This is a genomic window from Stenotrophomonas sp. (genome assembly GCF_032061965.1).
Taxonomy (GTDB): Bacteria; Pseudomonadota; Gammaproteobacteria; order Xanthomonadales; family Xanthomonadaceae; genus Stenotrophomonas.
Window position 1 is genome coordinate 35,406 of record NZ_DAMBEF010000001.1, and the last position, 26,209, is coordinate 61,614.

Consider the following 26,209-nt stretch of genomic DNA (forward strand, 5'->3'; position numbering starts at 1 on the left):
AAAGGGATCAGCGTTATACGTGTTTCTTGAAGATTCAGCGCTCGGGCGGATGACCTCCACCCCTGATAGTGCTACTTGTGTCAGCATGGTCTATCGCCCGAATCAATTTGCTCAAGGCATCCTGCAGCCAGCCGTCAAAAGTCCGCGTTGGGGCTAGCGCCAACCTTCCCTACCCCCGATAAATCGATCTAGTCCCTTTCACCTTCAATGCGTGTTGACCCACCCCCAAGTGCAGCAACCCGCACAGTGATTTCGGCAGACGACAACGCTCTTTATCCGACGCCAGACCAGTATGTGGGCTGATTAACGCGCATGGTGCAAAATAACCTTCTCACGGGCCAAAGCCCACCGCCATAGCAAGCACTCGATTCTCGTGGACGAAGAAACATATATTTGATCCACCATCTGAGAATCCACAAACACGTTCAACATCGAAACGACCGAGTTTCTCGTGAGACCTATCCAATGACCCGTAGCTCCGCGCCACGCTGATCGCCTTGGAAAGCGGATCTCCAATCACAACTCCTTTAAGGTTCAGCCCCGCCAGTCCTTCAGTTGTCCCGGCGCCCTGTCGCCCCGTTGATATCGATGAAACCCGAATTTCATCGATAGTCCGAAACGCCGGGGAAATATCCGGATTGGAGGTTATAACGACCTCAAACCCTGTAGAAGAGTCTCGATACGTGCGCCGCAACAATCCGACTTCATCAATGCTTCCGTTGCCTTCACCGTAGCGACGCAGTACGTCTGCCTCATCGTAAACAGTCGGAAGGTATGCTGCATCACGAAAAACTCTTGATATGTAATCTGTTTGACGATTTTCTGCACCCAAAATGGAAGCTGCACCCAACAGCCCGAGCAGAACCAAAATACCTCTACTAGCGTTCATAACATCAACTCTCAGAATCAGAAAAATGGGACAATAACAGGGAGCTCATAGTTCATCCGCTGGTATGGTACCGGCTTAAGGGGATTGCGAGCTTTCGCAGCCCTGACCATATCGACTAGCTCTTGGATGTCTTCATTTTGCATCCGAGTGCAACCCACTGCTGGAGTCCAGCCCTGCCTAGGGGCTAATGGATCAGCCAGTCTGGAGCCACCGCCGTGAATCCATCGGCCGCGAAGATCATCGGTTCTGAGAATATCATTAGGGCCATATGCCCTTGCGTTATTCTTGTAGGGACCATTGGTCGGGTATGAATCATTAGATCTATAGGGGCCGCCCGCGCCCGGCTTGGCGTTGCCAGCAGTGGCACTCAGCGAATCCCATGACTTTATGACGTTACCACTTTCATCAAAATATACCGTCACACCAATGTTCTGATATGTCACGATTGAATCCAATCCCAACGGATCTATGAATGAAATTGGATCCCCCCCGACATAAGCATATATATTCTCACCCCCACTCAATCCGATTGGATCTCTGGAAATCCATCTGCCTGCCATGGGCTCATAAGATCGGTACCAAGTTAAATACAATCCCGACTCCTTGTGGTAGTACATACCTGCATAACGCTTGTCAGGCAGCACCCCACTAGCCGAGACGGTTCTTCCATACGAACCATACTCAAGAGTGCCCATGCTGTTCCCAAGCTGGTTGAGCACCTCGCGTGGCGACCCAAGCTGATCGCGGACATAGTAAAGCAAGGTCGACCCATGAATTTCACCTTGGCCCAAATAAGTCGCGGTGACCGATTGATTCGAATCTCGCTTCTGGCATATCTCACTACCGCACCATAGATAGTATGAGGTTACCGGAGGCGCGGCGCTCGATGCCCGTTCAGTAGACATCACACGCCGACCCAAGCCATCGTATGAGAACTCGCTGGTAGCACCCGTGGTTATGTTGGTGATTTTGATAAGACGGCTTTCTGCATCCCAAAGATATGCCCGCTTGCCGTCATTGATTAGATTTCCAACCAGGTCGTACTCCCAGGCATTCCCATCGGCTTGCACCAACTGATTGTCGCCATTAGCAACAGCATTCCACGTCGTGCCGCCACGCACTTGCTGCAGCAGGTTTCCTGAATCATCGTAGTCGAAGGATTCCAGCAACGAACTGCCCGAGGTGTCGGTCCATGCCGCCAACCGATCATGGGCATCGTAACTGAAACCGTAGTCGCGCAAAGTTGTAGTGGCAGGAGTGACCTGTCGGGTCTCGCTCGCCGCCGTGATCCTGCCAAGAACGTCACGCTGGTAGCCTCGTGCCGAACTGAATCCAGCACTACTTGTTGTGGTGATAGCAGCTAGTTGGCGATCTTGCAGATTCGATTCATATGAGTAGCTGGTCTGTATGGAACCCACGATGGACTGCGCTAGCTGTCCCGTACTGCCGAGATAGCTCTGCACGTGTGTGCCCAGATCATTGTCGATCTGGCGGATCCTTCCCAATGCGTCGTACTCGTAAAGTTCATCGCTTGCACCGATGGCGCGGGCATCAAGGCGACCCAGCGCATCGTAGAAATAGGTGAGCGTCGACGCCGGACCGAGCGAGCTGGCTTCAGACGCAAGCTTGCCCCCGCCCAAGGTGCCTTCCAAGTGGTAGGAGTACGTCGTGGTACCCACGCCATCGGTCATGCTCAACAAGCGAGGACGTTGCGCATCCCAGACGAAGTTGACGGCGGGCGTAGTCTGCAACGCGCCAGGATAGGTGATGCCAGTTATCCGGTCGTCCTTTGCATAGGTGTACTGACGCGCCTGTCCCAGCACGTCGGTTACGCGATCAATGCGTCCGGCAATGTCGTATGTGAAAGTCTTGCGGGTGTCGTCAGGGAAAATTTCTGCTGTTACGCGGCCTTGCACATCCCGGTCCCAGCGAGTCTTAACGCCCCGTGGATCCGTAAACGCTGTGAGACGATTTGCTAGGTCGTACTCATACTTGGAGACTAGCCCGCCAGACTCGGTCTTCTCTACAAGCATGCGATTAGCGTTGTACTTGAACGTCGTCACTCGATTCATGCGGTCTTTAACAGCAGTAACATCCATTGCTGTCCAGGTATTCACCTCGGTGGTACCGTCCGGAAACGTGGTTGTGACCAAGCGATCTAAATTATCGTAAGTGAAAGCACGCGTATGGCCGCCTGAATCGGTTTCGGCTGCGACGCGTCCGACCGAATCGTACGACGCCGAGTACAAAATCTCACTCGCAGGCCCCAATATGCTGGTCATCTGGCCGAGCGCATTGTATATGCGGGTCGTGACTTCGCCGTTGGGGTTGGTGAGGGTTGTCAACTGACCTCGCGCATTCCAAGCCATCTTCCAAGTCTGTCCTGCAGTGTCGACGTGGGTCAATGGTCGGTTCATTGCGTTGTAGGTGTAGGCTGCCAGTTGGACATATTGGTTGTTGACTACTGTCCTGACCACGCGAGGATTCAACAACGCGCCAAAAGTGTCGTACTGGATTTTGCGACCCATTGGATCTACCTCTTCGGAAACATTGCCGGCTGGGTTGTACGCCCGCCGGAATATTTGCGACTCGGATCCCGGCAGTACTCGTGCAGCAATTCTTGGTGTATCAAAGCTAGTTCCAGTGTGAAAACCAGGTTGGCCCTGCCCTTGATGCATGAACCAGACACGGGACTCCAGTGGTTGCTTGATACTGTCCAACACCCCAGCGAGGACGGTAGTCGGTGTTCCGTGCAGCCAATGCTTGACTGAGGATTTCTGGTAGTCCCCTGGGTGCTTGTCCCAAGCCTCCGCGTCCCAGTAATGAGTGTTGCGATATTGAAGGTTCTGGAATCCTTCGGCTCCAAAGGGAACCGGCTCCGTCTGCGGGTATCCGGGCGTTTCGGCGATGAATTCAGAGCGACGTGTGCCTCCCAATGGGTCGGTGATTTCCAGCCAACGTTGCGTTGCGGTGGTGCCCGATGCGAACGACGTGGTGCCATAGGGCGTCTGCAACGACGTAATCGTCGTGCCTGCGTCGTATCCAAAGCTAGAGGTAATGCCGATGGTGTCCGTGATGCTTTCGAGACGGCCCTGACCGTCGTATGCAAACGCCGCCGATCGACCGAATGGGTCGGTGATACCGGTCACCAGGAATGGATCGACGGCATGCAAGTAATGAAAGGTCGTCACTTTTGCAAAAGCGTCCGTAACACTGCTCAGCCGCATGTTCGCGTCATAGGTGAGGTCAAGGGCGTTGCCTTGGGGGTCAATGATCTTTGTTAGGAAGATGCGGCGAGGGTAGTTTGTGGCCCCATTGGAAGCGGAGAACACTTCCTTACCGCCATCCCGCAATCGCCGCTCGTAGACGGCGGGGTTCAGCGTTACACGTACTAGCTGTGCGCCAGTACGTTGTTCGCGCCGATATGTCCTTTGCGAACTGTAATAACCGTCGTAGACCACGCTTCCGCCACCGCCATCTATACGGCGAGTACTGGTGCCGACGCTTCCAGGATCGTCCTCGATGTAGCTGATCCAGTTCATGGACCACTTGGGTCCAAGGTTGGCGTAGGAGAACGCTGGTGGCTGACTTGCCTCGCGCTGGTTGTAAGTGATTCGCGTGAACACATCAGGCCCAACCGCGGGCGCGTAGCCTACAGGGACGTCGCTTAGGCGTAGGCTGTTGACCATGGAGACGATGTTAGGAACGCACATGCCTCGTGGGCAGCTCTGCGGCTCCTCAAGGACCGAATCTGATCGTGTGTCGTTCTGATCGAAACTGGTGACGTAGCCTCGTCCCATCGTCGCGCGCAGTTCCTGTGCCGACGCAGTAACCCACCCGGCAGCCGCTTCCTTTAGGATCATAAACAGCCCGCTGGACTCACTGTCCAATGCGTCCTGGGTAATCCAAAGATCACGCCCAAAGGTGGGATCGATGACATGGTAGAGACCGTCTTGCTTAGCGACCACTGCTGCGTAGTGATCAACCTTCCAATGCACCACTGCTGGTAACGGCAACGGCGCACCCGCCGGCCGACGTACGGCAACCAAGCCCATCCCAGCCGCATCCGCCAGCGCGAGAACCTCTTCCATTCGGATGCCATTTTCGCCGGAAGGATAGTTCCTGATCCTGCTCAGCGAATCATCGGTCACTCCCGCCAAGCTCGGACTTGCTGTGCCTAGGCCCTCACGCGCAGCCACAACCAGGCTGGCCAATGCAGCTGGCCCGCAGGTGTAAGCCACTGCAGGATTGTGGCGCATCTGGTGTAGCCCCTCCCGCGCGCCGGCGATCGCTTCACTAGCCGATCCCCGCATTGGGCGATCCCCCACCTCCTTCAGTAGTGCGTCGAGCGCGTCTGCATGCCCCAGGCGGGCATGCATCCGGGCCAACTCACCGAGGGCTGCATCGCGCAACGGCAGCGTAGTCGGGCTCAAGCTTGATGCATCTACTTGCCGGGCAAGATCAAATGTTTCAATCGCCTTGCCGAAATAGCCTGCCTGGTAGTACAACTCGCCTAAGTTGAGCTGCAGCGCTAGCCGCCAGGGTGACTCCGGTGTTGTGGCGAGATAAGCCTCAACTAGGGAAAGCGCCTCTAGCCGACTCGCGGATTGATACTGCTCAAGAAATCGAGAGAGCGCGAGGCGATCCGCTTCCGTCGGCTCCCGCGAGGCGACCAGTCGTGTGGGGAATGGCGCGGTGTCGGCGACCCCTAGGGGAGCTGCGGGACGGGCGCCTATGATTCGCCCTTCTTGCATCAGAAACGAGCCAAAGAACAACGCGGCAGAAAGCGCAACAAAGCACAACAGTTTCATCGGCGAGAGTCCTTTCCACAGCAGCAGTGTGGGAGCGCGCACTGCTTGCTCAAGAGCATCCTTCGCGTTCCTTGGCCATCTCAACCAAGCTGGCCAACGCCGCCAGCCTTCGACTCACGGAACGCGCCCTTAGGCCCCGGCCATTGCACCACCGAGTCGAGGCGGTTATAACGCCAAAGCCGGCAGCTGTAAAGGCATAATCATATCCAACGAGCATCGGGCTCTACCCCGTTTCCCTACCCTCGATAAACATCCCTAATCCCTGCCCACTGATCGCTCACAGCCTCAAACGATCATCGTATCTGCGTGCCCCATCGAAGCCGAGATACCAAAAACGAATCGCCCGCACGGGCTCGCCCTAAACCCGCAACGCCTGCAGCACCAGGCTGAACGCCGGCGAAGGCTGGCGCCTGCTCGGGTAATACAAGTGGTAGCCGGGGAACGGTGGGCACCAGTCCTCCAGCACGCGCACCAGGCGCCCGCTTTGCAGGTGCGTCGCCAGCTCATCGACGGGCAGATGCACCAGGCCCAAGCCGTCAAGCGCGGCATCAACCATGTGCGGCGACGTGCTGAACACCAGCGGGCCCTCCACGCGCACGTTGAGCTCGCGGCCCTTCTTCTCGTATTCCCATACATACAGCCCGCCGCTTGTGGGCAGGCGAATATTGATGCAGCGGTGGCTGGTCAGATCGCTCGGCACCTTCGGCGTTCCGTGTGCAGCGAAGTACGCGGGCGTCCCTGCCGTTGCCATGCGCAGGCGTGGGCCGATGGGCATGGCGACCATGTCCTTGTCGATGGATTCACCGAGGCGGACACCGGCGTCAAAGCGATCGGCGACGATGTCGCGCAGCGCATAGCTGACGTCGAACTCCATGCGGATGTCCGGGTAGCGATGCAGCAGCGGCATCAGCTTGGGCAGCAGCACGGTACGCAGTACGTGGTCACCACTGGTAATCCTGACCTGGCCGGCGGGTGTGTCCCTCAGCGCCGTAAGTGCATCCAGTTCCGTTTCGATGTCGTCGAAGTGGTTGCCGATGGACTGCAGCAGGCGTTCGCCAGCCGTGGTCGGCGAAACGCTGCGCGTTGTGCGGGTGAGCAGGCGAATGCCCAGGCTCTCTTCCAACGTCTTGATGGCCTGGCTCAGTGCCGACTGGGTGACGCCGAGTACGCCCGCGGCGCGGGTGAAGCTGCCTTCGCGCGCCACGGTCACAAAAGCCAGAAGATCATTGAAGTTGCGTCGTGCCATGGGCCTAGTGTGGCACGCTGATTAATTAGTTCAACTAATTGACCCATTCTGAATTCATTATCTAATCAAACGCCTGTGCGTGAGCCAGACTGGCCTCCCTCCTCACCACGGGTGCTCCGACTACCGGAGCCCTCCGTCGTCATCGCCCCTTGGGGCCTGGATGCTTTCATGAGTTCACTCAATCTCCCCTCACCCGGGGCGGGCACATCCGCGCCTGCCCGTTCGGCGACAGCCAAGGAATGGGGCGCGGTTCTGGCCCTGTAGCTCGGCGCCTTCGCCCTGGTCGCTTCCGAGTTCATGCCGGTCAGCCTGCTGACGCCTATCGCCGCCGATCTACAGGTCAGTGAAGGCCAAGCCGGTCAGGCCATCGCGGTGTCCGGTGCCTTCGCGCTGGTCACCAGCTTGCTGGTCTCACCGCTGGCCGGGCAGTTGGATCGCAAATGGCTGCTACTGGGCCTCACCACCGCAATGATCCTCTCGGGCACCCTGGCGGCACTGGCGCCCAGCTTCCCGGTGTTCATGCTGGGGCGCGCCCTCATTGGTGTTGCCATCGGTGGGTTCTGGGCCATGTCGGCAGCCACCGCCATGCGCCTGGTGCCGTCGCATCAGGTGCCGCGAGCGCTGGCCATCGTCAATGGCGGCAATGCGCTGGCCACGGTGATTGCCGCCCCGATGGGTAGCTACTTCGGCGCGATCATGGGTTGGCGGGGCGCGTTCTTCTCGCTGGTGCCGGTGGCCGTGGTTGCCCTGCTTTGGAAGCTTGCTGCGCTGCCGTCGATGAAGGCGACCGCCGGGCGAGGCTCATGGAATGTGTTCGCGCTGTTGAAGCGTCCGCCCGTCGCGTGGGGGATGGTAGGAATGAGCCTGTTCTTCATGGGCCAGTTCTCGTTGTTCACCTATCTGCGGCCGTTCGTGGAAACCACGTTGCATGTTTCACCGTCCACGCTGTCGTTGTTCCTGCTGCTGATGGGCGCGTCAGGCCTGGTCGGCACGTTGCTGATCGAGCCCTTCGTGCACAGGGCGCTGTTCCGTACCCTGGTGGTGCTGCCCGCGCTGATGGCGGTGGTGGCGGTTTGCATGATCCTCATCGGGAACACCCTGCCCGTGGTGGCGGTGTTGTTCGCCCTGTGGGGCCTGTTCGGCACTTCGGCCCCCGTGGCGTGGTGGTCGTGGCTGGCCCGCACCCTGCCCGACGACGGTGAGGCAGGCGGCGGATTGATGGTGGCCGTGGTGCAAATGGCCATTGCTACCGGCGCCACCGTGGGCGGTCTTCTACTGGACCGTCACGGCTACCGCGCCACGTTCTGGCTCAGCGCTGCGTTGCTGCTGGCCTCGTTCGTCACTTCCTACATCGCTGCGCGCTCGGCGCGCCAGCACCGCGTTTTGGTTAACCGCTGAAGGAGACCTGCATGCAGTACACCCATCTGGGCCGCTCCGGCTTGAAGATCAGCCGCCTGGGCCTTGGCACGATGAACTTCGGCGAGCTCGCCGACGAAGCAGCGAGCTTCGCCATCATGGATGCTGCCGTGGACGCAGGCATCAACTTTTTCGACAGTGCCGATGTCTACGGTGGGCCCCAGTCGCCCGACATGCCGCAGGGCTTCGGCGTCTCCGAGGAGATCATCGGCCGTTGGCTCAAGCGCACCGGCAAGCGCAACGATCTGGTGCTGGCCACCAAGGTGTACCAGCCGATGGGGCTGGGGCCGAATGACCGGCGACTGTCGGCCTACCACATCCGTCGCGCCTGCGAGGCCAGCCTGCGTCGGTTGCAGACCGACCACATCGATCTGTACCAGATGCACCACGTTGACCGGGCCACGCCATGGGAAGAGATTTGGCAGGCCATGGAGCAGCTGATTCGTGAAGGCAAGATCACTTACGTGGGCAGCAGCAACTTTGCTGGTTGGGACATCGCAACCGCGCAGGGTGTCGCCGCCGCCCGGCATACCTATGGCTTGGTGTCCGAGCAGAGCCTGTACAACCTCACCCAGCGCACGGTGGAACTGGAAGTGATCCCTGCACTGCGTTACCACGGACTGGGGCTGATTCCCTGGAGCCCGATCGGCATGGGCCTGCTCGGCGGTGTGCTGGAAAAAGTGTCCAACGGTCGTCGCGCTTCCCCGCAGATAGTGCAACGCATCGAACGCCTGCGCCCGCAACTCGAAGCCTATGAGGCGTTCTGCAAACAGTTGGGGCAAGCGCCTGCGGATGTCGCGCTGGCTTGGCTGCTGCACAACCCGGTGGTCACCACTGCGCTGAGCGGCCCGCGCACCGTCGACCAACTTTTGCAGAACCTGAAGGCTCCTGGGCTGAAGCTTTCAACCGAGTCGCTGGCTCGACTGGATGCCATCTGGCCCGGCCCCGGTGGCGAGGCGCCCAGTGCCTACGCCTGGTAACCCCCTGACCCTTAGAGTAATCCCCATGTCCATGCTTTTCAGCGCTTTGATTTCCATGGCAGCTTCTACGACCAGCGGCGACCCGGTCGGAGACGCGCTCAAGGTAACGCCTGCCGGCACCCTGCCCTCGGCTGCTGGTCCTGCCGACTACTTCACCGGCCAGGTACGCATCGATGGTGGTTTCCAGCGCCCTGCCCCGGCCCGGGTAGGTGGTGCGACGGTCACCTTCGAACCAGGCGCACGCACGGCCTGGCACACGCACCCGCTTGGCCAAACCCTCATCGTGACTGCAGGCGTGGGTTGGGTACAGCAATGGGGGCAGCCACGCCAGCAGATCCGTCCTGGCGACACCGTTTGGATCGCTCCGGGTGTGAAGCACTGGCATGGCGCTATCGCCAACGTAGCGATGACCCATATCGCCATTGCCGAAGCGGTAGATGGCAGCCCGGTAACGTGGCTGGAAAAGGTAACCGACGAGCAGTACTTGGAGGCCAGCGAATGAAGAGGCTTTTGCTTTCAATGGCGCTCGCGGCCGCCACTTTCACTGCAGTTGGACAGGACATGACCCACGGCGCGGACAACTTCTATCGCAGCACCCAGCTCATCAGCGAGCAAGTTCGCTTCAACAACCAGTACCGGATGGAGATCGTGGGTAACCTCTACGTGCCGCGAAACGCCAAGCCAGGCCACGCCATGCCTGCCATCATTGTGGGCCACCCGATGGGCGCGGTGAAGGAGCAGAGTGCGGACCTTTACGCACAGAAGTTGGCCGAGCAGGGATTCGTTACCCTGGCCATCGACCAGTCGTTCTGGGGCGAGAGCGCGGGCGAGCCCCGCAACGTAGTTGCGCCGGATATCTATGCCGAAGCATTCAGTGCAGCCGTTGACTATCTGGGCGTGCAGCCCAACGTGGATCGCGAACGGATCGGCGTGCTGGGCATCTGCGGCAGTGGCAGCTTCGTGATAAGTGCGGCCAAGATCGACCCGCGCATGAAAGCCATCGCCACGGTCAGCATGTACGACATGGGCGCCGCGAACCGCAACGCGCTCAACCACTCGCAGGACCTGGCGCAGCGCAAGGCCGTGATTGCCGCCGCCGCGCGCCAGCGCTGGGTTGAGGCCGAGGGTGGCCCCACCCAGTACACCTCAGGAACCGTGCATACCCTGGACGCGGACACGCATCCCATCCAGCGCGAGTTCTACGACTTCTACCGCACCCCGCGCGGCGAGTTCACCCCGGCTGGCTCATCAGCTGAGCTCACCACCCACCCGACGCTTACCAGCAACGTGAAGTTCATGAACTTCTATCCGTTCAACGACATCGAGACCATATCCCCGCGTCCGATGCTGTTCATTGCCGGTGATCAGGCGCACTCGAAGGAGTTCAGCGAGCAGGCTTACCGGTTGGCAGGCCAGCCCAAGGAACTGCTGTGGGTCAAGGGTGCAGGCCATGTGGATCTCTATGACCGGACTGATCTGATTCCCTTTGCGGCGCTCGGCGCGTTCTTCCGTGAGAGCCTGGGCCAAAACATGTGACAGGCTGAATCAATGGCCAAGGGTGGACATGCACGCTATCCGGTAGTCATCCACCCACGACACGGTTTTCCCGATGCCGCCGAAGGGGAAGAAGTGCAGGCCAACCTCTCCCTGCGCATTGGCAAGCCCGCTGGCAAGTCGTTCGACAAACCGATCCGGCCCCGCCGTGCCGAACAGCTTGCCGATCGAGATGCCGTATTTGGACAAGATCGATGCACTGGCGGCGACGCCGCACGCCGCGGCACAGCGCGCAAGTACGGCAATGCCTGCCGGGCCCGGTATTCCCACGCGGACCGGGTGGTTGATGCCGAGCTGGCGCAACGCTTCCAGCCAGGCCAGTACCACGTCAGCGTCGAAACCGAACTGGGTGACGATCAACGGTGCCATGCCGCGGCTTTCGATGCTGTGGCACTTGCGGGCCAGCACCTCCCAGCGGTGGGCCTCGCTCATCACCGGATGCCCTTCCGGGTGCCCGCCTACGCCGATGCATTTGATCCCGGCGCGCTCGAACACGCCGGTATCGATCAGTGAAGCACTGTCAGGGAACGGCCCCTTCGGCGTGTTCGTGTCCCCGGCGATCACGAAGCAACGCTCTACGCCCGCTTCGGCGACAGCACGTGCGACAAAAGATTGCAGTTCGGCAAGCGAAGCAATGCGCCGTGCCGGCATATGCGGCATCGGTACGAAGCCGAGCCTGCGAACCGTTGCCGCAGCGGCCAGGCGAACCTCGTTGTCCTCGCTCGGCAGATACGGAATGAAGATGGTCGTGCCCGGCGCGATCCGGGGCGCCGCTTCGATCAGCGCGGGAATGGCCTTTGCGCTCACTTCCAGCGAATAGCCATCGGTGAGCGCACTACCGACACCGGCGTGCGACGCGATCATCGGTTGGCATCCTTGCCGACGACAGCCGCAGCTACCGCAGTCGAGTTGCGGGCCAGTTCGAAGAAGGCGCGTACGTAGTCGATGCCGGTGTCCGCTTCGCGCGCCCCCAGGAAGATCTGCTTGGCAATGCCGCGCGCGCCCAACCGCACCGGTACCACGTCCATCCGGCTTGCATATTCCTCCACCAGCCAGCGCGGCAGCGCGGCCACCCCGCGGCCGCTCGCTACCATCTGCACCATGATGTCGGTGGTCTCGATGGCCTTATGGCGACGGGGCGTAATGCCGGCGGGCAGCAGGAACTGGCTGTAGATGTCCAAGCGCTCGATGTCCACGGGGTAGCTGATCAGGATCTCTCGGTTCAGCTGCTGGGGCTTTACGTAGGCCACCGATGCCAGCGGATGATCCTTGGCTACCACCAGTACCTGCTCGTAATCGAATACCGGCTCGAACTTCAGACCCGGCTTGAACAGCGGATCGGGCGTGACCAGCAAGTCGATCTCATAGCCAAATAGCGCCCCGATTCCGCCGAACTGGAATTTTTGCCGGACATCCACGTCCACGTCCGGCCACGCGGCCAGATACGGCGAGACCACCTTGAGCAGCCACTGGTAGCAAGGGTGGCACTCCATGCCGATACGCAGCGCGCCGCGCTCACCCTGTGCGAACTGACCCAGCCGCTCTTCGGCCAGGTCCAATTGCGGCAGCACCCTGTTCGCCACGGCCAGCAGGTACTGGCCGGCTTGGGTCAAGCGCAGGCTGCGCCCTTCACGCAACCAGATATCGGTACCCAACTGCTGCTCCAGCTTGCGGATGCTGTGGCTCAGCGCAGATTGGGTGATTCAGTACCCCGCCGGCAGCGGTCAAGGAGCCCTGCTTCTCGACCTGCTGGACGATGCTCAGGTGGATACGCTCAAGCATATGGATGAGTGATATTCATGAATTGGTGAAATAAGACCATTTTACGTCATCGAATTCCATCCCTAGGATCGTCCGTATTCAGTGGCCCGCCACGCTTCGGGACAGATCAGGTCGATGAAGGCAAAAACCTCCCACCCACTCAACGTAGTCGCGATCTCCGGCGGCATGCATCGCCCTTCCCGAGCTCTGGCCCTGACCGAGCACCTGATGGGCCTGCTCGCCAAAGCGCTGCCCTGCCAGGTGCGCCTCATCGAGCTGGGGCAGCTTGCGCCACAGCTTGCAGGCGCAGCGTGGCGTTCCCAGCTGCCCGAGACGGTGGAGACCGAACTGGCTGCGGTTGAACAGGCTGACATCCTGATCGTGGTGACGCCGGTCTATCGCGGCTCCTACACGGGGCTGTTCAAGCACTTCTTCGATCTCATCGACCAGGACGCACTGATCGACACGCCGGTACTGCTGGCGGCCACTGGCGGCAGCGAGCGCCACGCATTGGTGATCGACCACCAGCTGCGGCCACTGTTCAGCTTCTTCCAGGCGCGCACCTTGCCGCTGGGCATCTATGCGACCGACAAGGATTTCGTCGATTACCGCCTGCACAACGAAGACCTGATCCAGCGCGCCGCGCTGGCGGTGCAGCGCGCCCTGCCCCTGCTCGACCTGCCCCGTCATATGGGAAGCGCAACCACCCCGGCCGTCGCTGCCGCCTGAGTCAACCTACGCCGAGTCGCCATCGTGCTGATTCAAACCTCCCCGCAGAACCTACGGTAGCCCTCCGCCATGAACGACGCATTTGAATTCCGCATCAAGAGCCTACGCTTTGATGAGCACTATCACCCCGCCGACAGCACCCGCCTGACGACCAACTTTACCAACCTGGCCAGGGGCAGCAGCCGCGAGGAAAACCTGCGCAACACCCTGAACATGATCGACAACCGCTTCAACAGCCTCGCCCATTGGGACAACCCCGGCAGCGATCGTTACACCGTTGAACTGGAAATCATCTCCGCCGAAATGCGCGTGGCTGCGGAAGGCGAAGGCCAGGTTTTCCCACTGATCGAAATCCTGAAGACCACCATCGTCGACCGCAATACCAATGCGCGCATAGACGGGATCGTCGGTAACAACTTCTCCTCCTACGTGCGTGATTACGACTTCAGCGTGCTGCTGCCGGCGTACAACGCCGACAAGACCTCGTTCACCACGCCGGCGGATTTCGGCGACCTGCATGGCAAGCTGTTCAAGCACTTTCTGGAGTCGGCAGCCTACAAGGTGCGCTTCAGCAAGCCGCCGGTGATCTGCATCAGCGCGTCCAGCAGCAAGACCTACCGGCGCACGGGCAACGAGGACCCGGTGTTGGGGGTGGAGTATCTGCAGAACGAGCTTTCCTCGACGGACCACTACTTCGCCAAGATGGGCATGCAGGTGCGCTTTTTCATGCCGCCCAACAGTGCCGCGCCGCTGGCGTTCTATTTCTGCGGAGACCTTCTGGGCGATTACACCGATCTGGAGCTGATCGGCACCATCAGCACCATGGAGACCTTCCAGAAGATCTACCGGCCGGAGATCTACAACGCCAACTCCGCCGCCGGCAGCGTCTACCAACCGAGCCTGAAGCACCAGGACTACTCGATTACCAAGATCGTCTACGACCGCGAGGAGCGCAGCCAACTGGCGGTAAAACAGGGCAAGTTCACGGAAGAAAACTTCATCAAGCCCTACCGGCATGTGCTTGAGCAGTGGGCCGCCAACCGCGCGGCCTGACCCACGACTACACACAAAGAACCGCCATGAAGAAACTACTCCCCACCTCCACCGCCGGCAGCCTGCCAAAGCCGTCCTGGCTTGCCGAACCGGAAAAGCTCTGGTCCCCCTGGACGCTGCAAGGCGACCCGCTGCTGGAAGCCAAACAGGACGCACTGCGTCTTTCCCTGCACGAGCAGCAGCAGGCAGGCATCGACATCGTCAGCGATGGCGAGCAGACCCGCCAGCACTTCGTTACTACCTTCATCGAACACCTCAGCGGTGTGGATTTCGAGAAGCGTGAGACGGTGAGAATCCGTGATCGCTACGATGCGAGCGTGCCGACGGTCGTCGGCGCCGTGAGCCGCCAGAAGCCGGTGTTCGTCGAAGACGCCAAGTTCCTGCGCCAGCTGACCCGGCAGCCCATCAAATGGGCCCTGCCCGGCCCGATGACGATGATCGACACGCTCTACGATGCCCACTACAAGAGCCGCGAAAAGCTGGCCTGGGAATTCGCCGGGATTCTCAACCAGGAGGCCCGCGAACTCGAAGCGGCGGGCGTGGACATCATCCAGTTCGACGAGCCTGCCTTCAATGTGTTCTTCGACGAAGTGAATGACTGGGGCGTTGCAACACTGGAGCGCGCCATCGAAGGGCTCAAGTGCGAAACCGCCGTGCATATCTGCTACGGCTACGGCATCAAGGCCAATACCGACTGGAAGAAAACCCTGGGTTCGGAGTGGCGCCAGTACGAGGCGTCTTTCCCCAAACTGCAGCAGTCCAGCATCGACATCATTTCGCTGGAATGCCAGAACTCGCACGTGCCGATCGACCTGATCGAGTTGGTCAGGGGGAAGAAGGTGATGGTGGGCGCGATCGATGTGGCCAGCAACGTCATCGAAACCGCGGAGGATGTCGCCAACACCTTGCGCAAGGCGCTGCAGTTTGTAGATGCCGACAAGCTCTACCCCAGCACCAACTGCGGCATGGCACCGATCCCGCGCGCTACTGCCAGGGGCAAGTTGCATGCACTCAGCGCCGGCGCCGAATTGGTCCGTCGTGAGCTGTTGAGCTGACGCTTCTGCTGGGTTGAAAATCCATGGACCGCCTCAGCGTTCTGAATCCAATCCGGGCAATCGAGGCAGTACATGGGCAGGCACGACTGACTTCAATTGGCGAAGTCAGTCAGCTTTCGTAGGTATGCAGATCTGGAATCACTCGATCCCATCGTCCGATGGGTGGCCATCGGACGACGGGCATGTAATGGGGCGATGCCCTGCACCGCATCGCGGCACTTGCTACAGGCAGGCCTGGGCGCCGGATCAGGGTTCAACCATCGCATTGTCCTTCGCGCCTTCGGCGTCTTCCACTTCCCCCTCGTCAGGCTCATGCAGCACATATCCCAACGACTGCAATCGAGAGAGGTAGCCGCTGGGGTCCAGGACCTCCGACAACGGCAGCGCGGCAAACGTAGTCCTGTTCGTTTCCAGCGCTTTCTGCGCGGCTCCGACCCATGTGGCAGCAAGCCGCTCCGTAACATCCGGCCGTTCCTGGAAGTTCAGTGAGGCATCCGCGATGCCTTTACAGGCTGGGACCAGTTGCTCCGTTTGCATGCGTCTCAAGACGCTCAGATCTCCATTCGCCCACGCGAGCGCACGCGACTTCATGATTGCAATGTCCGAATCCAGCCTATCAAGTGTCGTTCGAAAACAAGGGATGTCGTCGACGGCCGATTGGGCCAGGTTCGAAACCCCATCGCGGATCTTCGCCTTGTCGAGGTTGAGCGGATAGGAAATGCTGGTTTCCGTGATCCTTACCTCATGCGCTTTGGCAATGGCTTCAATTGCACCCCATACCCGATTCGACCTCGTCAGGCCCGCTGACTCCGTCGCCTTCCAGTACAGGTCCTGGGAGGCGAACATCGGACGATACCGTTCGAGTTTCGTATCCCTTCCGAAGTACGTTTGCCTGAGGATCGTCCAGCGGCCATACAAATCGGTGGGTAACACGTCCTGAAGTTTCCTGCCTTCCGGGTTTTTTACTGCCTTCAGCGCCGCTGGCGCCAGGAACACCATCTTGAAGGTGTCGCCAACGCCGACATCCGCCCTCGCCGATCCAGGCGCCAGGACCTCGTCCGCTGCGGCAATCACCTGCTCGGCTTCCCGGGACCGCCAGGTCATCTGTTCCGGAAGCGGCGTGAGCGTTCCCAGGATCCAGAGCGTGTTTTCTCCATGGGTGAGCCGCCACATCCGCGGGCCCGGTCGTTCACCGAGCACGGTGATGGCATCCATCTCCGTGACACCCGCTGTGGCCTCTTGAGGACTTGCTGCAGCCAGCCTTGCGCTGCTGGCCAGGAGAATGGCACCCATCACAACATGAGATCGCACCTATCAACCCCTGACTTGAATGCGTTCCAAGAGTCTAAATGCCTGATCCCCGACATCAACCCTTGGGTGATCGGACCGATGCAGAAGAACTCAATTCTCCGTTATGGGGGCCTTGGGAATATGGAAGATTGGCAGCTTCTAATTTCGTGACGCGTCATTTAAAATAAGACAGGCCTTTTGACTGCGGCACCAGACCCATCACTTGCACCACCTCAGCGCCCTACCCCTCTCCACCTGAAAAGCCAACGTTCGCGCGTGACTCGAATATGGGCGGAGACAGCGCCTCCATCTACTGCAATCTGCCCAACCAGATTGCTCCATGGCGATTGAAAGTCCCGGCCCGCACCTGGCTTTGCGCGCCGAAATCCCAGCGAACGGCGCGTGTTTGGGAGCCAATTGCCGATACAGCTATCCTATGGACAAATCACCTAGGGAAGGGTCGCGTCCATGTCGCCTTCAGTTGCCTTCCAGAAGCCGCGCTGGCTTCGGGATCTTGTCCGGTTCCTGCCACTGAAGAGCCAGTTCGTTCTCTCCGGAAACGTCGGCGACCTGCAGGTCAGTGAGATTTCACCGGGCGTGCTGACCCCGCAGACCTTCAATGTGAACCTGCGCGATGCGTTGTTGGAGGCCGGTTTCAGCCAGGTAATCGGCTGGGACCCGCTGACGGGGTTCAGGGTACTTGGCCGCCCAGCGAGCGATGACGCCGGTGACGTTGAGGCGGGTGACGCCTTGCTCCGCGAACTGGGCTTGACCCCGGTGGACGGTGCCGCGGCCGCTGGCCCCGACCTGCTAAGCACCACCCTGCCACGAATGGTTGACCGCAACGGCGAGCCCATCGCGCTGATCGTCGATTTCGCCTCCCGGCTGGTCGTGCGCAACGATAGCTTGACCCCAGCCGAGCACCAGCTTTTCACTCGCGCTCTGGTGCTTTCCCACAGCGCCCGGGCACGGCCCGCTGGCGAGGCCCGCAAGCCCTTCTTCAATACTGTGCTTTGGGTCGTCCACAAGGAGGGTGACCTGCCGGACTGGCTGCTGGTCGATAACCCTCGCCTGCGGCATATCCCGGTCTCCAAGCCCGACCTGACCGCACGCCGGGCGATTGCCTCAAGCCTGCTGCGCGGCCTGGAGGGTGGCCGTGAGGCCAGCGCGGAGGCGCTGCAGCTGGCTGCCGATGCCTTCATCGAAAGCACCGAGGGGTTGCTGCTGCTGGACCTCAACGCGATCGCGCAGTTGGCGCGCGTCGAAGGCGTGCCCATGGCGCGTATTTCCGATGCAGTGCGTCGTTACAAGGTCGGCGTGACCGAGGATCCCTGGCTGAAGATTGACCGTCGCCGGATCCGCGAGGCTGACGACTTCATCCGCCGCAGGGTCAAGGGCCAGACCCATGCGGTTACGCACATGCTGGACATCGTCAAACGCGCCATGACTGGCGTCGGTGCCAGCCGCAAGGGCAACCGCCCGCGTGGCGTGGCCTTCCTTGCCGGCCCGACCGGTGTCGGCAAGACCGAGTTGGCGAAAACCGTCACCAGCCTGCTGTTCGGCGATGACAACGCCTATATCCGTTTCGACATGTCCGAATTCAGTGCCGAGCATTCCGATCAGCGATTGATCGGTGCCCCTCCGGGCTACGTTGGCTACGACGTTGGCGGCGAACTCACCAATGCCATCCGCGAAAAGCCCTTCAGTGTGGTGCTGTTCGACGAAATCGAGAAAGCTCACCCGCGCATTCTCGACAAGTTCCTCCAAATCCTGGACGACGGCGTCCTGACCTCGGGCCGCGGTGACCGGGTCTACTTCTCCGAGGCGCTGATCGTATTCACATCGAACCTGGGCATCTATCGCCAGGACGAAAACGGCGAGCGCGTGGCCAACGTCATGCCCACCGACGCGTTCGATACCGTACAGCGCAAGGTGGAGAGCGAGATCGACCGCCATTTCAAGCTGGTGCTGAATCGGCCGGAGATCCTCAACCGCATCGGCGAGAACATCATCGTTTTTGACTTCATCCGCGAGGATGTGGCCGCACAGATTTTCGAGCAGATGGTGGATGCCACGCTTGCCGACCTGGGCGAGCAGTCGCTGCAGGTGGAACTGGCCGAACCCGCGCGTGCTGCGCTGCGCAGCGTGTGCCTGGGCGATCTGTCCAATGGTGGCCGCGGTATCCGCAATCAGCTCGAAGCCCACTTCATCAATCCGCTGGCGCGTGCGTTGTTCGACCAGGACGCGCAACCGGGCCAGCGCTTTGAAGTGGAAGCCATATCGAGCGCGGGACTGCGACTGGTGCCGCGTTGAGCACAGTGCTTGACTTGTCACGCGTGCACTTCCCGGTGACCACCTTGGGGCCTGGGCGGCGCCTGGGCATCTGGTTCCAGGGTTGCAGCATCCGCTGCCCAGGCTGTATCTCCGCCGATACCTGGGGTGCAGGTCGCCACCTTACGACCATCGCAAGCTTGCTCACGCAGATCCAGCCTTGGTTGACGGAAGCAGATGGCATCACCATTTCGGGCGGCGAACCGTTCGACCAGCCTGAGGCTCTGCTTGAATTGCTGCGGGCGCTGCGCCAGCTCGGGCAGCACGACATCCTGGTCTATAGCGGTTATCCGCTGGAGCAGCTTGCGCCGGTTCTTGCCGATGCCGAAGGACTGATCGATGCATTGATCTCCGATCCCTACGAGCAGGCGCTGCCGCAATCCGTCGCCCTGCGCGGCAGCGACAACCAGCGTCTGCATCTGCTTACAACGGTTGGCCGCGCGCGCTTCTCAGGCTTCGAGCGACCACTGCGCGCTGAAGACAAAGCGCTGGACCTGATGCTCGACGAGGACGGCAGCGTGTGGATGGCCGGCATCCCACGCCGCGACGATCTACTGCGCCTGCGCGCATTACTGCGCGAGCAGGGCCACCAGCTGCAGGTCAGCGCTGATACCGCATTGCGCGGCCCTTACGAGATCCTCCGCAAATGATGCGCTTCTGCCCCAATTGCCACACCGAACGTGACCTCCTTGAGCTCTTCTGCGAAGGGGTAGTTGGGGGACAAGCCTGCAGCTGGGATCTCTCCAGCGAGCCCATCCGTGCCGCTGGCTGGCGACCGCAACCTGTCATTACCCGCGACGCTCCCCTCACCCCGGCCAGTGCCGAAGCCGATGCGCCGGCATTACGCTGCATCAACGGCCACCCGCTGCAGGCTGGCGATCTGATGTGCCTGGAGTGTGGCGGTGAGCCGGCCGCATCGCCGCCGCCGACACCTCAAAGTGAAGACGCAGGCAGCATGGCAGCTGATGATGCTGCGCAGACACGCATTGACGGCTGGCGTCTACTTCGCGAGATCAGCCGCACCGACGGCGTGCGCGAACGCTACCTCGCCCAGCACGACGACGGCAGGCAAGCGGTCCTTACCTTGTATCGCGCCGGTGCCGAGCCGGACCCAGCGGTCTATGGCGTGCTGCGCCGGCTGCCCCGCGAGCATGTACCGGACATCATCGCGACAGGCCGTTGGAACGATCGCGCCTACGAAGTCGCCGAAGAACTCACCGGCGGCACCCTCGCCTCGCTGGGCATCGTCATCCACGACCTCGATACCGTGCGACATGTGGTACGCAAATTGGGCCAGGCGCTGCACGCGTTCAGCGAAGTCGGGTTGCGCCACCGCGACCTGCGCCCGGCCACACTGCTGGTGCGCAGCCCTGAGCCGCTGGACCTGGTGATCAGCGGCTTCGGCTCGGCGCGCCTGTCCGAGTTCGACCTCGATATCGTGTCGCCGCTGGAGATCAGCCGCTACATGGCGCCGGAGGCCATCGCCGGCGGTGTCGCTGCGGCCTCCGATTGGTGGAGCCTGGGCATGATCCTGTTGGAGCAGCTCACCCAAGGTGCCTGCTTCGAAGGGGTCAACCCGAATGCTTACCTTATCCACGTGCTGGCCAACGGTGCGCTGCTACCGGATGCGCTGGACCCGCAGTTGAACCTGCTGCTGCGCGGGCTGTTGGCACGTGATCGCAACCAGCGCTGGCAGTGGCCCGAAGTACGTGCCTGGCTGGATGGCGAGCCGGTCATCGCGCCTGCTGGCGCGCAGGCCGAACAGGATTCCGCCAGCGGCGCGACGATCACGCTGGGCGAGCGACGCTTTCATAAGCCGGCGTTGTTCGCACTGAGTGCCGCAGAAGAGCAGCACTGGGCGCAGGCACTGGACCATCTGTTGCGCGGTGTGATCGTGACCTGGGCCGAGCAGGTCGGTCTTCCGCCCAAGTCAATTGCCGGCCTGCGCAATGCCGCTCAGCATGTCGAACTTGAAGACGACTTCCGCCTGCTGCTGGCGCTGAAGATCCTCAATCCGGACATGCCGCTGATCCATCGCGGACAGATCGTTACCCCCGGCTGGCTGCTCGAACATCCGCTGGAAGGCTACCGGCTGATTACCGGCCCGGTACCGGATCTGCTGGAAGCCCTGGGCAGTGAAAGCTGGCTATGGCGATTGAAGATACGTGCCGATCAGGTGCGCCAGCGCGCCCGCCATCAAGGTATCGAGCTGGACGAGGCACAGCTGCGCATCTATCTGCTGTCAACCTCGCGGGCCCGCTTGGCAGCGCAATGGCAGGAGCGCCAACAACTGTTGCCCGACAGCGAGCACGCGGGCATCCGCTCGCTGAGCGAACGCCGGCTGATCGGCGAAGAAGACCTGATTGTCCTGCTTGGCGCGGGCATCCATCAGTTCCGTTCAGTGGACGCCATCATTGACCAGGCCAAGCTGCTGGCGTTCGAGGCCGGCGTGCTGCAGTTCGATCCCGCAGTTGCACGCACGCTGTTGGCGCTTGAACGGCGGGAGCTGTTCCTGCGCGTGGATGAGCGCATCGTCGGCTTCGCCCGTTGTGGTCTGCGGCAACCTGATGCCTGGGCTGATCAGTTCCGGCTGGAGCGGCGCATGCCGCTGGCCAACGCCCTGGTATTGCTGGCGGTGCCGGCAGAGAACTGGCTGGAGCCACAGAAGCAGCAATACATCACCCAGATCCTCGACTTCTTCGAGAAGAAGGTGACGACCAGCGTGATGCGCGGCCCATTGGTACGCATGATCATCGGCAAGACCACCGCGCGCATCGATCTGCACGAGCTCGATACCCCCCGTCGTCCTGCCGCTGCACTGCTTGATGCGCTGCTGCAACGGCAAACCCGCGCCGTGGACCTGGACCCGGTAGCGCTGGCGGCCAGCCAGCCGCTGCTGGCCCGTTTGAACAGCCTTCAACGGCAGAGCTCGCTGTACAAGCGTGACACCGGCATCGACGGCCTGCACCTTGGCTTTCCCTTCCTGCTCATCCGCGACTCGCAGAACATCCGTACCCGCATCGCGCCACTGCTGCTGTGGCCAGTGAAGCTGCAGATGGAACTGGGCAGCCGTGGGCGGATTGCGCTGGCCTTCGATAGTGAGCGCGAGGAAGTCCGGCTGAATCCGGCCCTGGAAGCGCTGATCGGGGTCGAAGCCTGCAAAGCCTGGCGCAGGACGGCGGATGAACTCCTGGGACGCTCCTCGCTGAAGGCCGCCGACGTGATGGATGCGTTCGGTGTGCTGGCCAGCCCGCGTGCGCGGGTGCTTGAAGCGCTTCCCCCCGCCTCCACCGAAATCCCTGTGCATGAGGCCGAACTGGCCTGCGCGGCGGTGCTGTTCCACGTCACCTTCATGGGCCAGGCACTGGGTGAGGATCTGCGCCAGCTCAAAGCCTTGTCGCCCAGCGGCACCGGTCTGGAAACCGCGCTACGCCTGGGCACCGCCTCGGCGGAAGCCCCGGACGAGTCACCGGCCGAACTGGATCGTTTCTTCACCGCCTCCAGTGATCCCTCGCAGGAGGGCGCCGTCCTGCAGGCCCGGCAGACACCGGGCCTGCTGGTCGAAGGCCCGCCCGGTACCGGCAAGAGCCAGACCATCGTCAACATGGTGGCCGATGCCATCGGCCGACAGAAGAGTCTGCTGATCGTCTGCCAAAAGCACGCTGCACTGGAAGTCGTGCACAAACGGCTGGTGGCCGAGGGGCTCGGCAATCGCGTGGTGATGCTTGATGACGTCAATCGCGATCGCGAACGGGTGATCCGCGGTGTGCGCGAACAACTGGAAACGCTGTTTGCCACGGACGGGCCGACCTCACGCAGCTGGCAGGCGCAACGCGAGCGGCTCGCTGCCCGTATCGAATCGCTGGAGGGCGAGCTGGATCGCTTCCACGCCAACCTGCATGCGGTTGATGAACGCACCGGGCTGAGCTATCGCCAGTTACTGGGCGAGCTGATTGAACTGGAACAGGATGGGGCAACGCTGGCGTTTCCGGCACTACGCCAGCGCTTGGGTGACCTCGATATGGCCGAGCTTGCGCAGCTGGAAGAGGCCTGCGCGCCGCTGGCTCGGCTGTGGCTTCCTTCCGATTACGAAGCAAGTCCACTTGCCCGTCTGCAGGTCTTTGCGTCTGATGCAGCCACCTTGCAGGGCTTCCAGCACGACTTCCGTCAGTTTGTCCAAGCCGAGACCGCCAGGATCGAGATACTGCAATCGCATCCGGCGGGTTTCGAGGTTGCCGAGCCGGCGCCTTATCGCGAGTGGCTGCAGGGGCCGGCACGCACCCTGCTCGAACTGGACGAAGGCCAGCGACAACGCCTCGCTCGCTGGCTGCCGCTGTTCCGTGCATCTGCAACCGGTGACACCGGGATCGGCGTACGCACGCTCGCCTCGCTGGACCAGATCCAGCGCGACCTGCGCAACGCTGCATTGCAAAGCCATTCCCCGCTGCTCTCACCCGCATTGGCTGCCCTGCCCTCGCCTGCCCTGGATCGTCTGGACAACCAGGCAAGCGCGTTGTTGAGTGCGACCTCCTGGCTTGCGCGCATCAGCCCTTTGAACTACCTGCGGCGCCGTCGCGTATCGGCCTTCCTCGCCAATCATGGCGAGACGAAAACAGGCACGGCGCAGCTCGGCAGCTTGCTTGCTGCAGCGAAACTCGAACAGTACTGGCGGCCGTTGCGCGCGGCGTTCTCTGCCGCGCAGCTGCTGCTGGAACTTCCGCTCCCCGATGTAGCAAGCGGCCCTCTTCTTGCGGCGCAGGTCGCCGATACCACCGACAAACTCCGCGCCGCGCAAACGCTCGCCGCATCCATCGCGACTGCGCCAAGGGCTGCGGCACTGGAAGCGGCGGTGCGCTCGGGCACCCGCCAGGCGCTGCAGGCCATGCTGACGGAAACCGAAGCCGCGCTGGCGCAGCAATCAGCCCGCGAACGCAGCCTTGAGCGTCTGCAGCGACTGGCCAACTGGGCCAATGCAGACTGGGTCGCACAGCTGCGCAGCGCAATCGAGCAAGGCCATGACAACCATGCCACGCTCGACGCGCTGACGCAGGCCTTGCCAACGCTGGCCGCATACCAGCAGTTCCGCGTGCGCGCCGAGCAGCTGTCGCCTGCGCAGCTGGCCTTCTTTGCCCTCTTGCGTGAACGCGCCACCGAGCTCAAGGGCATCGCCGATGAGCGACTGGACCTCAGCGTCCGCCACCTGATCAATCGCGAAGCGCGACTGGGATGGAAGCAGCGCATCGAACGCACACAGCCAGCATTGCTGCTGGACCAGGCCGAAGCAGCGGGCAAGGTGGACGCACTGGCGCAGGCGGATGCACAGATGCGTCAACTCAACCGTGAGATGCTCGGTACTGCCATCGACAGCCAACTGCTAGGCACCCGCAAGCAATGGGAAGACGTCACCCGACTGACAGGTCGCCGTTCCCGCCGTCTGCGCGAATTCATCGAACTGGGCGCGGGCCTGGGCCTGATGCACCTTCGGCCGGTATGGCTGATGAACCCGGACGTCGCCAGCCGCGTCCTGCCGCTTCGTGCCGGCTTGTTTGATACGGTGATCTACGACGAAGCCTCGCAGATGCCGGTCGAATACGCCTTGCCCACGCTGTTCCGTGGACGGGTGATGATCGTCAGTGGCGACGAGAAACAGATGCCGCCGACGGCCTTTTTCTCCAGTCGCATCGAGAGCGATGAAGCTGAACTGTTCGATGGCGACACACCTTCTGAGGACGCCGAGCCGGAAGAGCAGGAGCAATTCGAGGACACCTGGAACCGGCGCGAGATCAAGGACTGCCCGGACCTGTTGCAGCTGGCGCGCAGCGTGCTGCCAACCACCACCTTGCAGATCCACTACCGTTCCGCCTACCGCGAATTGATCGGCTACTCCAATGCATCGTTCTACGGCAATCGGCTCAGCGTGCCGGTGCGACACCCGGCTGCGAGGATTCTGCAGGCGCGGCCATTGGAACTGATCCGTGTCGATGGCCTTTACCAGGAACAAACCAACCCGCAGGAAGCCGAGCGCGTGGTCGACTATCTCGCCGAGCTTTGGCGCGCGCCGCTGGAACAGCGCCCATCGGTCGGCGTAGTGACTTTCAACCGCAAGCAAGCCGACCTGATCGAAGAGCGGATGGAAGAGCGCGCAACGCTGGACGATGCTTTCCGCATGGCCTTCGCCGAGGAACGTGAGCGCCGGGATGGCGGCGAGGACATGGCGGTGTTCGTCAAGAACGTCGAGAACGTACAGGGTGACGAGCGCGACGTCATCGTGTTTTCTTCCACGTTCGGGCGCAATGGCCAGGGCACATTCCGTCGCAATTTCGGCGTATTGGGGCAAACCGGTGGCGAGCGGCGGTTGAATGTAGCGGTCACCCGAGCCCGCGAAAAAGTGGTGATGATCACCTCCATGCCGATTGCCGATATCTCCGACATGCTCACTACCCAGCGCCCGCCGACCAGCCCCCGCGACTATCTGCAAGGCTATCTCGAGTACGCGCGCGCCCTGTCTGCGGGAGAGTTCAGCGGCAGCCGTGCATTGCTTGGACGGCTGCTCACCGACCGCGGCCAAGTACGCACGGAGCACCGCCGCCACGGCGACGGCTTCACCAATGCGGTCGCCGCTTACATCCGTTCGTTGGGGTGGGAGCCGGTAGCGGCCGACGAAGGCGACACCTTCGGCCTGGACCTGGCGATTGAAGATCCGGTTACCCAGCTGTACGCCATCGGCATTGAATGCGACAGCCCGCGGCATCCGCTGCTGCGCCGTGCCCGGGCGCGCGAGATCTGGCGCCGCAAGGTGCTGCAGCGGTCAGTACCGCATATCCATCGGGTGTCGTCATTGGGCTGGTATGGCGATGGCGACAACGAACGTCAACGTCTGCGCCAGGCAATAGCCGCTGCGCTTGCTGATGGCAGCCAAGCCGCTGTGCAGAGGCCGGAAGCCGAGCTCACCAAGGAACAGCCATGAGTGGTCCTAAAGTCGTCCGGCTCACTACCCGCGAAGAGGTCCTGGCGATCTGCGAAGCGCTCCTGAGCCGACTGGATCGTGCTATCGCCAACTGGCAGAACGAAACGCTCCGGCTTGGACAGCAGGA

The 26,209-nt window shown here is 61.4% G+C and carries 14 protein-coding genes and 2 pseudogenes; 10 read left to right on the forward strand and 6 right to left on the reverse strand.

What is annotated here, in order from left to right:
- Positions 1-331: 331 nt before the first annotated feature.
- From RT460_RS00150 to RT460_RS00160, 3 genes are all read right to left on the reverse strand, one after another.
- Positions 332-889 carry a hypothetical protein gene (locus RT460_RS00150; protein WP_313316442.1) on the reverse strand — a complete coding sequence of 186 codons (558 nt, stop codon included), beginning with the start codon at positions 887-889 and terminating at the stop codon, positions 332-334.
- Positions 890-906: 17 nt separating this feature from the next.
- Entirely contained in the window at positions 907-5,700 is a 4,794-nt protein-coding gene (locus tag RT460_RS00155) for an RHS repeat-associated core domain-containing protein (RefSeq protein ID WP_313316443.1), read from the reverse strand.
- 358 nt (positions 5,701-6,058) lie between these two features.
- On the reverse strand, positions 6,059-6,946 hold the full coding sequence (locus RT460_RS00160; RefSeq protein WP_313316445.1) for a LysR family transcriptional regulator: 888 nt from the start codon (positions 6,944-6,946) through the stop codon (positions 6,059-6,061).
- Between the two features lie 276 nt (positions 6,947-7,222).
- Here RT460_RS00160 and RT460_RS00165 point away from each other — a divergent pair.
- From RT460_RS00165 to RT460_RS00180, 4 genes and pseudogenes are all read left to right on the forward strand, one after another.
- Positions 7,223-8,344 (forward strand): annotated as a pseudogene (locus RT460_RS00165) (MFS transporter); the annotation flags it as partial.
- Positions 8,345-8,355: 11 nt separating this feature from the next.
- The gene (locus RT460_RS00170) at positions 8,356-9,342 is read left to right on the forward strand and encodes an aldo/keto reductase (protein WP_313316447.1); all 987 of its coding nucleotides are present in this window, start codon (positions 8,356-8,358) and stop codon (positions 9,340-9,342) included.
- 25 nt (positions 9,343-9,367) lie between these two features.
- Complete coding sequence (locus RT460_RS00175) at positions 9,368-9,844, forward strand: cupin domain-containing protein (RefSeq protein WP_313316449.1); 477 nt, start codon at positions 9,368-9,370, stop codon at positions 9,842-9,844.
- 59 nt (positions 9,845-9,903) lie between these two features.
- Positions 9,904-10,878, forward strand: a complete 975-nt coding sequence (locus RT460_RS00180) for an alpha/beta hydrolase (RefSeq protein ID WP_313316450.1) — start codon at positions 9,904-9,906, stop codon at positions 10,876-10,878.
- Between the two features lie 9 nt (positions 10,879-10,887).
- On the opposite strand, the gene RT460_RS00185 is transcribed toward RT460_RS00180, so the two are convergent.
- Positions 10,888-11,760 (reverse strand): methylenetetrahydrofolate reductase, encoded by an 873-nt coding sequence (locus tag RT460_RS00185; RefSeq protein ID WP_313316451.1) that lies wholly within the window; start codon positions 11,758-11,760, stop codon positions 10,888-10,890.
- Positions 11,757-12,678, reverse strand: a pseudogene (locus RT460_RS00190) (LysR family transcriptional regulator). Before RT460_RS00190 ends, RT460_RS00185 begins: the two are co-directional and overlap by 4 nt.
- Positions 12,679-12,792: 114 nt before the next feature.
- On the opposite strand from RT460_RS00190, the gene msuE reads away from it, so the two are divergent.
- From msuE to RT460_RS00205, 3 genes are all read left to right on the forward strand, one after another.
- Positions 12,793-13,386 carry an FMN reductase gene (gene msuE, locus RT460_RS00195; protein ID WP_313316452.1) on the forward strand — a complete coding sequence of 198 codons (594 nt, stop codon included), beginning with the start codon at positions 12,793-12,795 and terminating at the stop codon, positions 13,384-13,386.
- A gap of 69 nt (positions 13,387-13,455) precedes the next feature.
- The gene (locus RT460_RS00200; protein ID WP_313316453.1) at positions 13,456-14,439 is read left to right on the forward strand and encodes a DUF1852 domain-containing protein; all 984 of its coding nucleotides are present in this window, start codon (positions 13,456-13,458) and stop codon (positions 14,437-14,439) included.
- Between the two features lie 26 nt (positions 14,440-14,465).
- Positions 14,466-15,494, forward strand: coding sequence for a methionine synthase (locus RT460_RS00205; RefSeq protein WP_313316454.1), 1,029 nt, complete (start codon positions 14,466-14,468; stop codon positions 15,492-15,494).
- Between the two features lie 246 nt (positions 15,495-15,740).
- Here the strand turns inward: RT460_RS00205 and RT460_RS00210 are convergent, their stop codons facing one another.
- Positions 15,741-16,709 carry a TraB/GumN family protein gene (locus RT460_RS00210; RefSeq protein WP_313316455.1) on the reverse strand — a complete coding sequence of 323 codons (969 nt, stop codon included), beginning with the start codon at positions 16,707-16,709 and terminating at the stop codon, positions 15,741-15,743.
- Positions 16,710-17,252: 543 nt separating this feature from the next.
- Here RT460_RS00210 and RT460_RS00215 point away from each other — a divergent pair.
- The 3 genes from RT460_RS00215 to RT460_RS00225 are packed head-to-tail and all read left to right on the forward strand — an operon-like array spanning position 17,253 to position 26,082.
- The gene (locus tag RT460_RS00215; protein ID WP_313316456.1) at positions 17,253-19,097 is read left to right on the forward strand and encodes an AAA family ATPase; all 1,845 of its coding nucleotides are present in this window, start codon (positions 17,253-17,255) and stop codon (positions 19,095-19,097) included.
- Between the two features lie 5 nt (positions 19,098-19,102).
- Complete coding sequence (locus RT460_RS00220; protein WP_313316657.1) at positions 19,103-19,765, forward strand: 4Fe-4S cluster-binding domain-containing protein; 663 nt, start codon at positions 19,103-19,105, stop codon at positions 19,763-19,765.
- Complete coding sequence (locus tag RT460_RS00225) at positions 19,762-26,082, forward strand: AAA domain-containing protein (RefSeq protein WP_313316457.1); 6,321 nt, start codon at positions 19,762-19,764, stop codon at positions 26,080-26,082. The genes RT460_RS00220 and RT460_RS00225 overlap by 4 nt, the downstream gene beginning before the upstream one ends.
- Positions 26,083-26,209 lie beyond the last annotated feature (127 nt).

Coding starts and splice junctions, on each gene's coding strand:
- RT460_RS00155 (WP_313316443.1), bottom strand. CDS start 5,700: ATGAAACTGTTGTGCTTTGTTGCGCTTTCTGCCGCGTTGTTCTTTGGC.
- RT460_RS00205 (WP_313316454.1), top strand. CDS start 14,466: ATGAAGAAACTACTCCCCACCTCCACCGCCGGCAGCCTGCCAAAGCCG.
- RT460_RS00150 (WP_313316442.1), bottom strand. CDS start 889: ATGAACGCTAGTAGAGGTATTTTGGTTCTGCTCGGGCTGTTGGGTGCA.
- RT460_RS00160 (WP_313316445.1), bottom strand. CDS start 6,946: ATGGCACGACGCAACTTCAATGATCTTCTGGCTTTTGTGACCGTGGCG.
- RT460_RS00225 (WP_313316457.1), top strand. CDS start 19,762: ATGATGCGCTTCTGCCCCAATTGCCACACCGAACGTGACCTCCTTGAG.
- RT460_RS00200 (WP_313316453.1), top strand. CDS start 13,456: ATGAACGACGCATTTGAATTCCGCATCAAGAGCCTACGCTTTGATGAG.
- RT460_RS00175 (WP_313316449.1), top strand. CDS start 9,368: ATGTCCATGCTTTTCAGCGCTTTGATTTCCATGGCAGCTTCTACGACC.
- RT460_RS00185 (WP_313316451.1), bottom strand. CDS start 11,760: ATGATCGCGTCGCACGCCGGTGTCGGTAGTGCGCTCACCGATGGCTAT.
- RT460_RS00215 (WP_313316456.1), top strand. CDS start 17,253: ATGTCGCCTTCAGTTGCCTTCCAGAAGCCGCGCTGGCTTCGGGATCTT.
- msuE (WP_313316452.1), top strand. CDS start 12,793: ATGAAGGCAAAAACCTCCCACCCACTCAACGTAGTCGCGATCTCCGGC.
- RT460_RS00170 (WP_313316447.1), top strand. CDS start 8,356: ATGCAGTACACCCATCTGGGCCGCTCCGGCTTGAAGATCAGCCGCCTG.
- RT460_RS00180 (WP_313316450.1), top strand. CDS start 9,904: ATGACCCACGGCGCGGACAACTTCTATCGCAGCACCCAGCTCATCAGC.
- RT460_RS00210 (WP_313316455.1), bottom strand. CDS start 16,709: ATGGATGCCATCACCGTGCTCGGTGAACGACCGGGCCCGCGGATGTGG.